A 13,478-nucleotide genomic window follows, 5' to 3' on the forward strand; every position below is an offset into this window, starting at 1 on the left:
CATGCTGCGATACATCCTCTGGCGCATCGCGGCGATGGTCCCGACCTTGCTCATCATTTCAGCGCTCGTCTTCACCATCATTGAGCTGCCGCCCGGCGACTACTTCGAGAGTTACGTCGCCGAGATCAGGGCGCAGGGCGAAGGCGTCAACATGGAGCAGATCGAGGCTCTCCGGAAGGAATACGGCTTCGATCAGCCGCCGCTGCTGAGATATGTTCATTGGCTCGGCGGCATGCTGCAGGGCGATTTCGGCTACTCCTTCGAGTACGAACTGCCGGTCAGCGCCGTCGTCGGCGACAGGATGTGGCTGACGATCCTCGTCTCGTTCGTCACCATCATCTTTACCTGGCTGATCGCCTTCCCGATCGGCATCTACTCCGCGACTCACCAGTATAGCTGGGGCGATTATGGGCTGTCGCTGGTGGGGCTGATTGGCATCGCCATTCCGAACTTCATGCTGGCGCTGATCCTGATGTACTTTGCCAATATCTGGTTCGGCATCTCGATCGGCCATCTCATGGACCAGAAATATCTGGCAGAGCCCATGAGTTGGGCGAAGGCGAAATCGATCCTCGAACATATCTGGATACCGGTCATCATCGTTGGTGCGGCGGGGACCGCCGGCATGATCCGGCGTCTGCGCGCCAACCTGCTTGACGAATTGCAGAAGCAGTATGTCGTGACCGCCCGCGCAAAGGGGCTTTCGCCAATGCGTACGCTGGTCAAGTATCCGCTCAGGATGGCGCTGAACTTCTTCATCTCGGATATCGGTTCCATCCTGCCGGCGATCATTTCCGGCGCGGAAATCACCGCGATCGTGCTGTCTCTCGAAACGACCGGCCCGATGTTGATCAAGGCGTTGCAGAGCCAGGACATGTACTTGGCCGGCTCGTTCCTGATGTTCCTCGCATTTCTGACCGTCATCGGCGTGCTGATTTCCGATCTCGCGCTCGCCATTCTTGATCCTCGGATACGGCTGCAAGGCAGGAGCACCAAGTGACGTCATTCCTTCCGGCGCCCGGCGAACCGCTGCCGCACTACGTATCGACAGCACCATTCGATCCCTATTCCGTCGAAGCGATGACGGAAGAACAGGTGCGGGTTAACCAGGCTTCGCAGCTGCGGCTAATGTGGTGGAAGTTCCGCCGGCACAAGCTGGCGCTGATATCAGGCATTTTCCTGGTCGCGCTCTACCTGATGATCGCGATCTGCGAGTTCCTCGCACCCTACAATCTGCACACGCGCAATGTGGATTACATCTATGCGCCGCCGCAGTCTGTGCACCTGTTCCACGAGGGGAAGTTCGTTGGCCCGTTCGTCTACGGGCGGACGATGGAACTCGATATGGAGACGCTGAAGCGCAACTACACCGACAACCTGCAGGACGTCGAGCCGATCCGCTTCTTCTGCCGCGGTGACAGCTACCGCTTCTGGGGCCTGTTCGAAAGCAATGTGCACCTGGCATGCCCGGCAAAGGACGGTCAGCTCTTCCTGCTCGGCACCGACCGGCTCGGCCGCGATGTCCTGTCGCGCATCATCTATGGTGCGCGCATTTCGCTGACGATCGGCCTTCTCGGCATTACGGTGAGCTTCGTGCTCGGCATCGTCATCGGCGGTCTCGCCGGCTACCACGGCGGTGTCTTCGATCTCATCGTCCAGCGCATCATCGAAGTGCTGCAATCGATCCCGAGCATTCCGCTCTGGCTGTCGCTGGCCGCAATCATGCCTGCGACCTGGAGCCCGATCCTGATTTATCTGGGTATCACGATCATCCTCGGGCTTCTCGACTGGACCGGGCTTGCCCGAGCGGTGCGTTCGAAACTGCTTGCGCTGCGCGAGGAGGACTACGTTCTTGCCGCGCAATTGATGGGCGCAAAGAGCGGCCGCATCATCGGTCGACACCTGGTTCCGGGCTTCATGTCCCATCTCATCGCCACTGCGACCATTTCCATTCCAGGGATGATCCTCGGCGAAACGGCGCTGAGCTTCCTCGGATTGGGGCTGCGCCCCCCGATCACCAGCTGGGGCATCCTGCTGACGGAGGCGAAAAGCGTGAGCGTCATCGCCTTCTACCCCTGGCTGCTATTCCCAACGATCCCGGTCATTTTTGTGATTTTGGCGTTCAACTTCTTGGGAGACGGGTTGCGCGATGCCGCCGATCCCTACAAATGAGGTTCGTTTCGACGCCGGCCGCAAGCCGGCGTCGCGAGTTTTGATTCGTTTTTTCCTGAGCGAAAGGTTTCTGGCATGACGCGGCGCTTAGAAGATGCCCGGATACTCATGTACAGCCATGACACTTTCGGGCTCGGCCACCTGCGCCGATGCCGCACGATTGCGCATTCGCTGGTGGAAGATTATCGGGGTTTGAATATCCTGATCATATCGGGTGCGACGATTGCCGGCGCCTTCGATTATCGCGCGCGCGTCGATTTCGTGAAGATTCCGAGCGTCATCAAGCTGCACAACGGCGACTACACGTCTCTCGATCGCCATATCGAGTTGGACGAGACGTTGAAGATGCGCCAGTCGATCATCCGTCACACGGCGGAAACCTTCAAGCCAGACATCTTTATCGTCGACAAGGAGCCGATGGGGTTGCGAGGCGAGGTCGAGGAGACGCTCACCTATCTCAAGGCCCATGGCACGACGCTCGTTCTCGGCCTGCGCGAGGTGATGGATGCGCCGCATCTGCTCGAAGCGGAATGGAAACGCCGCGACACCATGCGCAAGATCGAGCAGTATTACGATACGATCTGGGTTTATGGGCCGCCCGACTTCTACGACCCGCTGACGGAACTCGAGGTGCCGCCCGCCGTGCGCGAGCGCATGAACTTCGTCGGCTTCCTGCAGAGGAGCGTACCGCGCGAGGAATTGCCCGGTCACAAGCCGGAAGGCGACTATATTCTCGTCACCACCGGCGGTGGCGGCGATGGTGCCGACCTGATCCACGATTTTATTCACGCCTACCAGCAGGATCCGGAGTTGACGCATAAGGCGCTTGTGGTCCTTGGCCCCTATATGCCGGTCAAGAAGCGCGAAAAGCTGATCAAAAAAGGAAGCAAGATCCCTTTCATCAAGATCATCGAGTTCGATAATCGCATGGAAGAGCTGATTGCCGGCGCCAAGGGCGTGGTGGCGATGGGCGGTTACAACACCTATTGCGAGATCCTGTCTTTCGATAAACCGGCGCTGATCGTCCCGCGGATTCAGCCGCGCGAGGAGCAACTGATCCGTGCACGTCGTGCCGCCGAGTGGGGTCTCATCGACATGCTGCTGCCCGACGAGGCGGTGGATCCCTTGCGTTTCGCCGCCGCGTTGAAGGCTTTGCCGCAACGCGCGCCGCCGTCGAAAAGTTGTGCCAACGGCCTGCGGCTCGAGGGTCTGGTGCATATCTCCGAAATCGTAGGCGGGTGGCTCGACGAGCAGTCGAGTGAGCACCTGAGTATTGTCAAGAAATCGAGCTGAAGCATTGCCAACGGACCGCAAGATTGCCGTCATTCTGAAGGGATATCCGCGCCTTTCGGAAACCTTCATTGCGCAGGAATTGCTCGGACTTGAGAAAGCGGGGCATGAGCTGGTCCTGATCGCGCTGAGGCGCCCGACCGACGGCAAGCGCCATCCCGTGCATGACGAGATCCGCGCCGACGTGCACTATCTGCCGGAGTACCTGCACGAGGAGCCATTGCGTGTCCTCAAGGGTCTGGTGCGTTCGCTGCCGAAGCCCGGATTCTGGAAGGCGCTTGGGCTGTTTGTGAAAGATCTGGGCCGGGACCTGACGCGCAATCGCTTCCGCCGTTTCGGGCAGGCGCTGGTTCTGGCATCGGAATGGCCGGGCGATCCGCGCTGGCTGCATGCCCACTTCATCCACACGCCGGCTTCCGTCACAGCTTATGCCAGCGTCATCGCCGGTACGCCCTGGACGTGCTCGGCGCATGCGAAGGATATCTGGACATCGCCCGACTGGGAGCTTTCCGAAAAGCTCGGCCGCGCGCGCTGGACGGTGACCTGCACCCGGACCGGCTACGAGCATCTGCAGAGCCTGACCTCGCAAAAGGCCAGAGTGCATCTGAGCTATCACGGCCTCGATCTCGAGCGTTTCCCGCGTTTCGACGGCGAACATTCGAGCCGCGACGGTTCCGATGAGGCAGACCCGGTGCGCATCGTCAGTGTCGGCAGGGCGGTGGGCAAGAAGGGCTACGATGTTCTCCTTCAAGCTCTAGCCCTCTTGCCTGAGGATCTTCACTGGCGCTTCGAGCATATCGGCGCCGGCGAATTGACAGCAAAGCTCAAGGTCCTGGGTAGCGAGCTCGGTATCTCGGACAGAATTGCCTGGAAGGGTGCGCTCGATCAGACCGACGTGCTCGCCCACTATCGCACCAGCGATATCTTTGCGCTCGCCTGCCGGGTGACGGCAGATGGCGACCGTGACGGACTGCCGAACGTGTTGGTCGAAGCGTCGAGCCAGCGGCTCGCCTGTGTGTCTACGGCAATCTCGGGCGTGCCGGAACTCCTGGTCGACGGAGAAAACGGTCGTATCGTGCTCTCCGAGGACGCGAAGGCACTGTCTCTCGCCTTGGAACAGCTGATCCGCGACCCAGAGGGTCGCCGCCGGCTGGGCGCTGCCGCCGAGAAACGGGTGAGGGCGCACTTTGACCACCACTCCAGCATCGAACAACTGACGACCCTGTTTGCAAACGAATGGAAAGCGGCGTGATGCGGCAGCGGCGGGTCTTCTTTTATGTCCAGCATCTGCTGGGGATCGGCCACCTCGCGCGGGCAAGCCGCATTGCCAGCGCACTTGCCGCCGATGGTTTCGACGTCACGGTTGTCACCGGAGGCACGGCCGTTCCCGGCTTTCCAAGCGCCGACCTCAAACACGTAGCCCTGCCGCCGGTTGTTGCCGGCGACAAGGGGTTCTCCGGCCTGGCGGACGAAACCGGAAATCCGGTCGATGATGACTTCAAGGACCGCCGACGGAAGATGTTGCTTGACGCTTTTCGCACCTGCGACCCGGATGTCGTGATCTTCGAGGCGTTTCCGTTCGGTCGCCGCCAGATGCGGTTTGAACTGATGCCGCTGCTCGACCTCATCGAGGCATCGAGCCCGCGCCCACTGGTGGCGACATCCCTTCGCGATATCCTGCAGGAGCGGACGAAGCCCGGCCGTGCCGAGGAGATGCTGGATCTGGTACAGGAGCATTTTGACCTTGTACTCGTGCATGGGGATCCCGCCTTCGCTCGGCTTGAAGAGACCTTCCCTTACGCGCAGGAGATCGCCGACAAGGTTGCCTATACCGGTCTGGTCGCGGGCGATCCGCCGGCGCCGCCGTTGGAGCGTTTCGATGTGCTGGTCTCGGCCGGTGGCGGCGCAGTCGGCAAGGAGCTGATTGGCGCCGGTCTGGAATCTGCGAAGCTCCTGCCGCCGGGGCTGCAATGGTGCATGATTACCGGGCCAAACCTTCCGCAGGTCGACTATGACGCATTCGAGGCCGCCGCGCCTGGCAATGTGAAGCTGTTCCGTTTCCGGCAGGATTTTGCCAGTCTGCTTTCGGGTGCGCGGCTTTCCGTCTCGCAGGCCGGCTACAATACGGTGTGTGACATCATTCGCGCCGGTTGTGCGTCGCTGCTGATCCCGTTCACGGCGGGCGGGGAAACGGAGCAATCAACGCGTGCGGTTCGACTGGAAAAGCTCGGGCTTGCCGGTGTCCTGCCGGAGAGCGAGGTAACGCCGGCCCGATTGGCGCGCGACGTTGAAACGCAGCTCGCACGGGCCAAGCCCACGATGCCGCCGCTCGACCTCGAAGGCGCCGCCCACACGGCGGCGATCCTGCGTGAGCGGCTTTCGCAAGTGGCGGTCAAACCGTCCCGATCAGCATGAACCTTGTATATTTCTTCGTCGGCAACGCACCGACGAAATCGAGCGTCGCGAGTTTCGCCTGGTCGGCGAAAGCATCGACGGACTCGACGCAGTTGATGTGCGTCGGTTCGCTGAAGTAATCGTTCGACTGCAGGAGAACACGTGTGCCTGATGGGATCAGCGCAAGCCAGCTCCGCAGATCGGCGATGTGCTCGCAACTCGTGTTGACGATCAGGTCGGCGTCGAGGCTTGCGTAGTCGATCGCATACATGTCGGCCGTGATGGCCCGGAAACGATCGGCAAAGGTCGCGTTGAGGGTGCGGGCGACAGCCTCGACGGAGGCGTCAATGTCGTAGCTCTCAGCCATTGCGATTTCGAAGCGACAATCCTCAAGCAACATCGCCGAAAGGATGCCGTACCACCCGCCGAGAACGACGATCCGCTTATAAGACTTGCCCGCCGCTTGCAGCAGCGTGTCGCGAGCCCAGAGCTTGCAGGCAACCTGCCTATGATTGAAGGCATTGGCTATATCGGCGTCAGGGTGTCTGGCAATCACCTTGGCGATGCCATCGATCAGCGGGCTTCCGGTATAGGCGGCGATACCGCGCGTCAGGTCGAAAGCGTTTTCGTACCAGTCGCTCGCAGGAGTAGGGGGATGGCTGGTGTGTTTCATGCACTCGTTGTAAGCTGGCAGACAATCGAGTGCAATATGGGCATTTTTCGTTCCCCACGCCTTGATCCGCCGCAGGGAGGCATGAGCGCCGATCTTGAAGGTGCGTTCAGGCGTCCATTGCGGTTTTCTCGCGCTCCTGCATAATCTAATAAACCGGATTCGAAACCGGATCAGATTTTTGCCGAAACGCCTTCGCGACCGGCCGCCCGTGGCAGTTCAGTCGGAAAGGACCACAAGCAAGCATATCGTGGCCGGGTATCGGTGGCTGCCCGCGCCGCAAACAACGCAGTGTTCAATAAGGTCTCGTTGCCAGAAACATGGAACCACGCCTCTCCCGCTACATTTGGACTCATACGCGCAAGGACCAGCTCTGGATCCTGTTGGTCGTGGCGTTCTCGATGGTCCCCTACTTCCTGTCCTTCGATCTGCCCAAGCAGATCGTCAACGGACCAATTCAGGGCGACGGTTTTGACAGCCCGGAAGCGACGCAGGCGTTCCTGGCGATCTCCTTTGACTTGCCCTATCTCGGGACGATCAATCTTTTTGACGGCTTCCAACTCGGTCGCGAAGGCATGTTGCTGGCCCTGAGCCTCGTGTTCCTGCTGCTGGTTGTCGTCAACGGCCTCTTCAAATTCTATATCAACACCTTCAAGGGGCGGCTCGGCGAGCGTCTCCTGCGGCGGATTCGCTTCGAGCTTGTCGATCGCGTTCTGAGGTTTCCACCGACGCATTTCAAACGGGTGAAACCGGCCGAGATCTCAACGATGATCAAGGACGAGGTGGAGCCGCTCGGCGGCTTTACCGGCGATGCCTTCGTGTCGCCCGCACTGCTTGGCGGTCAGGCGCTGACGGCGCTGATCTTCATCCTGCTACAGAGCTTCTGGCTCGGGCTGATCGCCTCTGTTATCGTCGCCGTTCAGGCGGTGATCATCCCGCGCATGCGCAAGCGGTTGCTCGTCCTTGGCCGCGAGCGCCAGCTGACTGCGCGCGAATTGTCTGGCCGGGTGAGCGAAATCGTTGACGGCATCGGCACGATCCGCGGCCACGACACCTCCAATCTCGAGCGCGCCGACATCGCGTCGCGGCTCGCGCGCATCTTCAAGATCCGCTACGACCTCTATCAGTGGAAATTCCTGGTCAAGTTCATCAACAATTTTCTCGCCCAGGTGACGCCGTTCATGTTCTATTCGATCGGCGGCTATTTCGCGCTTCAGGGCCGCCTCGATATCGGCCAGCTTGTCGCCGTCATCGGCGCCTACAAGGACCTGCCCGGGCCGCTGAAAGAGCTCATCGATTGGGACCAGGCGCGCCAGGACGTGCAGGTGAAGTACGCCCAGGTGGTCGAGCAGTTCAGCATCGAACCGCTGCTCGATCCCAAGGTCCACGCCCTCGCAGCGGCAAGTCCGGCGCCGCTGAACGGCTCGCTCGCGGCCGTCAACCTGACGGTGACCGATGATGGTGGTGTGACACTCCTCGACCACGTCTCGCTGCAGGTGCAGCCCGGCGAGGCGGTCGCACTCAAGGCCGGCGGGGAAGTTCTGGCAGAGGCCTTCGCTCGACTGATCTGGCCGGCTGGCGGTCGTGTTGTCATCGGCGGTCAGGATATACTGGAGATGCCGGAGTCGGTCACTGGCCGGCGGATTTCCTATGCCTCCTCAGACGTGTATGTGTTTCAGGGCAGCCTTGGCGACAACCTGCTCTACGGCTTGAAGCACGCGCCAATGACCGAGGTCCGGTATGAAGGCGAAAGGGCGGCCCATCGCAAGTGGGAGCTGGTCGAAGCCAAGCTTGCAGGCAATCCATCCTTCGACGTCAACAGCGATTGGGTCGATTATCAGGCAGCCGGGGCGACCGGACCAGACGATCTTCTGATCAAGATCAGGCCTGTCCTTGATGCTGTCCTCCTGACCAATGACGTTCTGGCGCTTGCCGTGCGCTCCACCATCGACCCGAACCGCAATGCGGCCTTTGCCTCTGGTATCGTCGAGATGCGCAGCGCGCTTCGGGAGCGCCTTGAACAGGAAAAGCTCAGCGATCTCGTGGTGTTCTTCGAGCCCGGCTCGTACAACATCGAAGCGACCATCGGCGAAAACTTGCTCTTCGGCACGATTACCGATCAGGTGATGTGGGACGGTGCGCTCGAGGGACACCCGTTCTTCAAGACCGTGCTTCAGCGCGTCGGCTTGCGTGACGTCTTCTACGAAATGGGGCTGGAAATCGCCGAGAACGTCGTCGAACTGTTCCGCGACCTGCCGCCGGATCACCCGTTCTTCCAGCAGTTGACATTCATGACGGCCGAAGAAATTCCTGTTTATGAGGCGTTGCTGCAAAAGGTCCGTGGGCGACCACGCGCGGACGTTGCCGAGGATGACCAAGTCAAGATCATTCGGCTGTGCTTCGGCTACATCGAGCCTCGACACCGCTTTGGTCTCCTGACCGACGAACTGATGTCCAAGATCGTAGCTGCCCGGCGCGAGTTCGACGAGGGCCTGCCGACGGACCTCGCCGGCATGATCGAGCACTATCGTCCGAACCGCTACATCGCGTCCGGCAGCATCATCGACAACGTGCTCTTCGGGCGCATCGGTCACAAGCACGCCGATGGATCGGAGAAAATCCGGGCGATCGTGCGCGATCTTTTCGAAGCCGTTGGCCTCTATAACGAGGTGCTGGCCTTCGGCTTCGAATTCAATGTCGGCGCCGGCGGCAAACGCTTGACCGCAGGCCAGCGCCAGAAGCTTGACCTGGCCCGCGCGCTCATCCGCATCTGCGACTTCTATATCTTCAACCAACCGCTGCTGGCGCTCGACCAACGGGTCCAGGAGCAGGTGGTCCGAAACGTCTTTGCGCTCTTGCGGCAGGGCGGGCGCAATCCGGCAATCGTCTGGGTGGTCGCAAATCCGGCGGTGATGGAACTGTTCGATCGTGTCGCCGTATTCGAAAATGGCCGACTGGTTCGCGACAACGAAACGGAAGTGGGGGCTAACGAAGGACCCGACTATAAGGAAATGGCATCTTGATGTAATATTAATGTCAGGGCACCAGCATAAGGTCCCGCGGCAACGCGGGAGGCAGGTCGCCCCGGCTGGATACTCGGAGAAACGGATTGTGATGTTGCTCAAGGATGAAGTCGAAATGCTGCGCCGGATAACCCTGTTTTCAGGATTGCCGCCTGCAAAATTGAAACTCCTTGCCTTCACCTCTGACCGGGTCATGTACAGCGCCGGGGAGGCCCTTTTCTATCAGGGCGATATTGGCGATGCCGCCTATGTCATTCTCTCAGGCAAGGCCGACGTGCTGGTGACGACTGCAAGCGGGCCGCTGAAGCTTGCGGAAGTGGAACAGAATTCGATCGTCGGCGAAATCGCCATTCTCTGTAACACCCCGCGCACGGCGACCGTGCGCACCACGACACCGCTGGAAGCCCTGCGCATCCGCAAGGACGACTTCCTGAAGCTGCTGGCCGACTTCCCCGAAATGGCGGTGGAAATCATGCGCGTGCTCGCTGACCGCCTCAGCCAGACGACGGCCGAACTTACGGAAGCGCGCAGCCGAAACGAGCGCATGGAAGCGTGAAATCGAACCGGCGGCGCCCGTCGTTGGCATGTCCTGGCCGCATGGAAGACCTTCGCAAAAACGATTCCGCTTGACCGGGATATGGGCTAGAGAAGCGCCATGCGTGCGATCACCTACTTCTGCAAGACCGTCCATTTCCCTGACAAGCCTGAGAAGAAGCGCTTCTTTGCGCGGCTTCAAAGCGGCGAGTGGGAGCCGTGCACATTTCAAAACATCGAGCGGCTGGTCGACGGCAACACGACCTTTGTCGATATCGGCGGCTGGATCGGCGTGACGCCCTATTGGGCAGCTCAGATAGCCGACAACGTCATTACGGTCGAACCCGACCCCGTCTGCTTCGGCATCCTCAAGGAAATGGAACCGCAGAACGAAGGGGAGGTCGCGCTGATCAATGCTGCACTTTCCGAGGATGACGTCCTGGTGCTGAACTCGGTCGGCGGATTTGGTAGCTCGGAGACCTCAGCGCTGATCGCCGACGACACGGGGCAGGCGATCAAGGCGAAAACGATCACGATTGCCGAACTGCAGTCGCTGGCGCGAACCGAGAAGCTATGCTTCAAGATCGATATCGAAGGCTACGAATACCGTTCCCTGGCCCAGTTCCGGGATATCGACCGCACGCGGACGACGGGCGTTTTGCTCGCCGTTCATCCGCAGATCCTGTTTGCGTCACTGAGCGGGCCGGCAATCGTCAGGGCATTGCGCACCGTCGTTGCCACCCTCGGGCTCGTGCGCAGCTTTCGCGGCTTCCGCCTCGACAATCCATCAGCGATATGGACTGCCCTCAAGAAATCCACCTTCCGGCGTGAATTCCGCGGGTTCGATCTACTCTTTGTTGCAAGGTCAGCGACCCGTAACGATGCGCGCTGAAGAGAAACAGTCGCTGACGTTCTGAGCCACGGCCGCAGCCAATACATGCCTTGTGGAAGCAGGACTTAGCTGAAAGGCGCTGAGTCCACGAATTAACCACGTCTGCAACAAGGTTAATTCTTGGTTTAAGAATGTTACTTCTGCTGGTATAAGCGGCTAGTTTCTATTTTCATTCCTCGGTTTTTCTGCTGTGCCATGAGAGCGGTCAGATGTCCTGGATGTATTTTGTTGGCGCAACCTATTGTATCGCTGCGCTTTTCCTGTTGGCGATGACCTATCTGGAAGGTCTGCAGGCGCACGCGCCCTGGAATGTCTATCGTGTCGCCGGCATTGTGATCTGTATTTTCTGGCCGGTGCTCATTTTCTATCTAATGTTTAAAATTGTAACGAAAAGAAAAATTCCGCAGGGGTAAAGGTATTTCTGTGATGTTTTGATGACGTATTTTTGTCTTCCTGGAGAATTTACCATACAACCAGAAAACGCCGGCGGTTAACCCATGAACTCTTCATGCGGATTATGTTTCGGTTGTGATTGACCCGTGTGAAAGTTCTGAACATGTGCGGTTTTGGCGGCTATTTCGGTTCGGTCCGGGAAGCAGAAACCCTTCTCAAGAGGATGGTGACCGCGATCGCGCATCGCGGACCGGACGAGCATGGCACATTCGTGGCGCCGGAAGCCGGCCTCGGTCATGTCAGGCTCTCGATCGTCGGGCTTGGTGACGGCCAGCAGCCAATGTCAGATGCGACGGGCGAGCTAACAATCGCCTTCAACGGCGAGATCTTCAATTATGTCGAACTACGCGAGGAACTGCGCGCCAAGGGCCGGCATTTCCGGACTTCGAGCGACACCGAAGTTATCCTCCATCTCTACGATGAGATGGGCGAGGACTGCCTGTCCGTCCTCAATGGCGACTTTGCCTTTGCAATCTGGGACGCCCGCCGCCACCGAATGATGCTCGCTCGCGATCGCATGGGCGTGCGTCCACTTTTCTATACGACCAGAGGCGGCACACTCTACTTCGCATCCGAGATCAAGGCGCTGCTTCAGGTGCCCGGCATCGTAGCCGAGATCGACCCGATCGCGCTCGACCAGATCTTCACGCTTTGGGCGCCGATCGCGCCGCGGACAGGCTTTCGTGATATCCACGAGCTGGAACCCGCAAATTTCATGATCGCCGAGCGGGGGCGTCAGACGATCAGGCCCTATTGGCGTCTCGACTATCCGGATCGCGAGGCCACTTCACGCTTCGTCAATGAAGACGAAGCCGCCGACGAATTGCGGGCGCTGTTGAGCGACGCGACGCGGATCCGCATGCGGGCCGATGTGCCGGTCGGCTCCTATCTGTCGGGCGGTCTTGATTCCTCCATCGTCGCGGCGCTGGCGGCGGGTATGGCGCCGCAAGGATTGCGCACGTTCTCCGTCACGTTCGACAGCGTCGAGCACGACGAAAGCGCCTACCAGATGCAGATGGCCGCGGCCCTCGGCACGCAGCACAGCACCGTTGCCTGCCGTGCCGGCGATATCGCCAGGGTGTTCCCGGATGTGGTACGTTTTGCTGAAAGGCCGATCATCAGGACGGCGCCGGCGCCGCTCTATCAGCTTTCGGGCCTGGTGCGCGAACAGGGGCTCAAGGTCGTACTGACCGGCGAGGGGGCCGACGAGGTCTTTGCCGGCTATGATATCTTCAAGGAAGCGCGCGTGCGTCGGTTCTGCGGGCGTCAGCCTGGCTCGCACATCCGCCCGCATCTGTTCCGCAAGCTTTATCCCTATCTCCCTGGCCTACAGCAGCAGTCGGCTGAATATCTCGCCGCGTTCTTCGGGGCGGGAGACGTTGCGCTAGACGATCCGCTCTTTTCCCATCGCCCCCGCTTCAAGAGCACGGCGGCGACGAAGATCTTCTTCTCGCCCGATCTGCGCGCCAGCCTTGCCGGCTACGACGCGGCAGAGGAGCTGGCGAGCCGTCTGCCTCAGGATTTCGGCCGCTGGCATCCCTTGCATCAGGCTCAGTATCTCGAGGGTCGGTTCCTTTTGCCCGGCTATATCCTTTCGAGCCAGGGCGACCGCATGGCGATGGCGCATGGCATCGAAGGGCGTTTCCCGTTCCTCGATCATCGGCTGGTCGAGTTTGCGTCCGGTCTGCCGCCGGAGATGAAGCTCAAGGGGCTGGTGGAAAAGCACATCCTGCGCGAGGCAACCAAGGACCTGATGCCGGAAGCGATCGGCAAGCGCACCAAGCAACCCTATCGAGCACCCGATAGCCTTTCGTTCACCGGCGTCGGTGAACTCGATTACGTCCGCGAGGCAATGAGCCAAGACAGAATTGCCGCGGGTGGTCTCTTCAACCCGAAGGCGGTCACGAAACTCTACGAAAAGTGCCAATCCCAACCGGTATCCGGCTTCCGCGACAATGCAGCGTTCGTCGGAATCCTGTCGACACAGCTATGGCTGAAGACATTCACTGGCACGAGCATCCACGCCGCCCAGGCGGCCTGAACGACTGAG

Annotated in this window: 11 protein-coding genes; 10 read left to right on the forward strand and 1 reads right to left on the reverse strand. The window is 60.0% G+C overall.

The window, feature by feature from the left end:
* Window position 1 precedes the first annotated feature (1 nt).
* From IB264_RS15690 to IB264_RS15710, 5 genes are all read left to right on the forward strand, one after another.
* Entirely contained in the window at window positions 2-1,000 is a 999-nt protein-coding gene (locus tag IB264_RS15690) for an ABC transporter permease (RefSeq protein WP_025428531.1), read from the forward strand.
* Complete coding sequence (locus IB264_RS15695; protein ID WP_025428532.1) at window positions 997-2,172, forward strand: ABC transporter permease; 1,176 nt, start codon at window positions 997-999, stop codon at window positions 2,170-2,172. Before IB264_RS15690 ends, IB264_RS15695 begins: the two co-directional genes overlap by 4 nt.
* A 75-nt stretch (window positions 2,173-2,247) precedes the next feature.
* Entirely contained in the window at window positions 2,248-3,465 is a 1,218-nt protein-coding gene (locus IB264_RS15700; protein WP_025428533.1) for a glycosyltransferase family protein, read from the forward strand.
* A 4-nt stretch (window positions 3,466-3,469) separates the two neighbouring features.
* Window positions 3,470-4,714 (forward strand): glycosyltransferase family 4 protein, encoded by a 1,245-nt coding sequence (locus IB264_RS15705; RefSeq protein WP_025428534.1) that lies wholly within the window; start codon window positions 3,470-3,472, stop codon window positions 4,712-4,714.
* On the forward strand, window positions 4,714-5,877 hold the full coding sequence (locus IB264_RS15710) for a glycosyltransferase family protein (RefSeq protein WP_128090385.1): 1,164 nt from the start codon (window positions 4,714-4,716) through the stop codon (window positions 5,875-5,877). Before IB264_RS15705 ends, IB264_RS15710 begins: the two co-directional genes overlap by 1 nt.
* Here IB264_RS15710 and IB264_RS15715 read toward each other — a convergent pair.
* Window positions 5,855-6,529 (reverse strand): hypothetical protein, encoded by a 675-nt coding sequence (locus tag IB264_RS15715; RefSeq protein WP_025428536.1) that lies wholly within the window; start codon window positions 6,527-6,529, stop codon window positions 5,855-5,857. The two genes, IB264_RS15710 and IB264_RS15715, sit on opposite strands and share 23 nt — an antisense overlap.
* Before the next feature lie 317 nt (window positions 6,530-6,846).
* On the opposite strand from IB264_RS15715, the gene IB264_RS15720 reads away from it, so the two are divergent.
* The 5 genes from IB264_RS15720 to asnB all read left to right on the forward strand — a co-directional run bounded on the left by IB264_RS15720 (window position 6,847) and on the right by asnB (window position 13,469).
* Window positions 6,847-9,549, forward strand: coding sequence for an ABC transporter ATP-binding protein (locus tag IB264_RS15720; RefSeq protein WP_057211311.1), 2,703 nt, complete (start codon window positions 6,847-6,849; stop codon window positions 9,547-9,549).
* A 91-nt stretch (window positions 9,550-9,640) separates the two neighbouring features.
* On the forward strand, window positions 9,641-10,105 hold the full coding sequence (locus IB264_RS15725; protein ID WP_025428538.1) for a cyclic nucleotide-binding domain-containing protein: 465 nt from the start codon (window positions 9,641-9,643) through the stop codon (window positions 10,103-10,105).
* A gap of 99 nt (window positions 10,106-10,204) precedes the next feature.
* Window positions 10,205-10,975, forward strand: a complete 771-nt coding sequence (locus IB264_RS15730; protein WP_057211309.1) for an FkbM family methyltransferase — start codon at window positions 10,205-10,207, stop codon at window positions 10,973-10,975.
* Window positions 10,976-11,184: 209 nt separating this feature from the next.
* Complete coding sequence (locus IB264_RS15735; protein ID WP_025428540.1) at window positions 11,185-11,388, forward strand: hypothetical protein; 204 nt, start codon at window positions 11,185-11,187, stop codon at window positions 11,386-11,388.
* A gap of 143 nt (window positions 11,389-11,531) precedes the next feature.
* Window positions 11,532-13,469 carry an asparagine synthase (glutamine-hydrolyzing) gene (gene asnB / locus IB264_RS15740; protein ID WP_025428541.1) on the forward strand — a complete coding sequence of 646 codons (1,938 nt, stop codon included), beginning with the start codon at window positions 11,532-11,534 and terminating at the stop codon, window positions 13,467-13,469.
* Window positions 13,470-13,478: the final 9 nt, after the last annotated feature.

It is taken from the genome of Ensifer sp. ENS11, assembly GCF_014851895.1.
GTDB lineage: Bacteria > Pseudomonadota > Alphaproteobacteria > Rhizobiales > Rhizobiaceae > Ensifer > Ensifer canadensis.

Coding starts and splice junctions, on each gene's coding strand:
- IB264_RS15690 (WP_025428531.1), top strand. CDS start 2: ATGCTGCGATACATCCTCTGGCGCATCGCGGCGATGGTCCCGACCTTG.
- IB264_RS15700 (WP_025428533.1), top strand. CDS start 2,248: ATGACGCGGCGCTTAGAAGATGCCCGGATACTCATGTACAGCCATGAC.
- IB264_RS15710 (WP_128090385.1), top strand. CDS start 4,714: ATGCGGCAGCGGCGGGTCTTCTTTTATGTCCAGCATCTGCTGGGGATC.
- IB264_RS15715 (WP_025428536.1), bottom strand. CDS start 6,529: ATGAAACACACCAGCCATCCCCCTACTCCTGCGAGCGACTGGTACGAA.
- IB264_RS15720 (WP_057211311.1), top strand. CDS start 6,847: ATGGAACCACGCCTCTCCCGCTACATTTGGACTCATACGCGCAAGGAC.
- IB264_RS15725 (WP_025428538.1), top strand. CDS start 9,641: ATGTTGCTCAAGGATGAAGTCGAAATGCTGCGCCGGATAACCCTGTTT.
- IB264_RS15730 (WP_057211309.1), top strand. CDS start 10,205: ATGCGTGCGATCACCTACTTCTGCAAGACCGTCCATTTCCCTGACAAG.
- IB264_RS15735 (WP_025428540.1), top strand. CDS start 11,185: ATGTCCTGGATGTATTTTGTTGGCGCAACCTATTGTATCGCTGCGCTT.
- asnB (WP_025428541.1), top strand. CDS start 11,532: ATGTGCGGTTTTGGCGGCTATTTCGGTTCGGTCCGGGAAGCAGAAACC.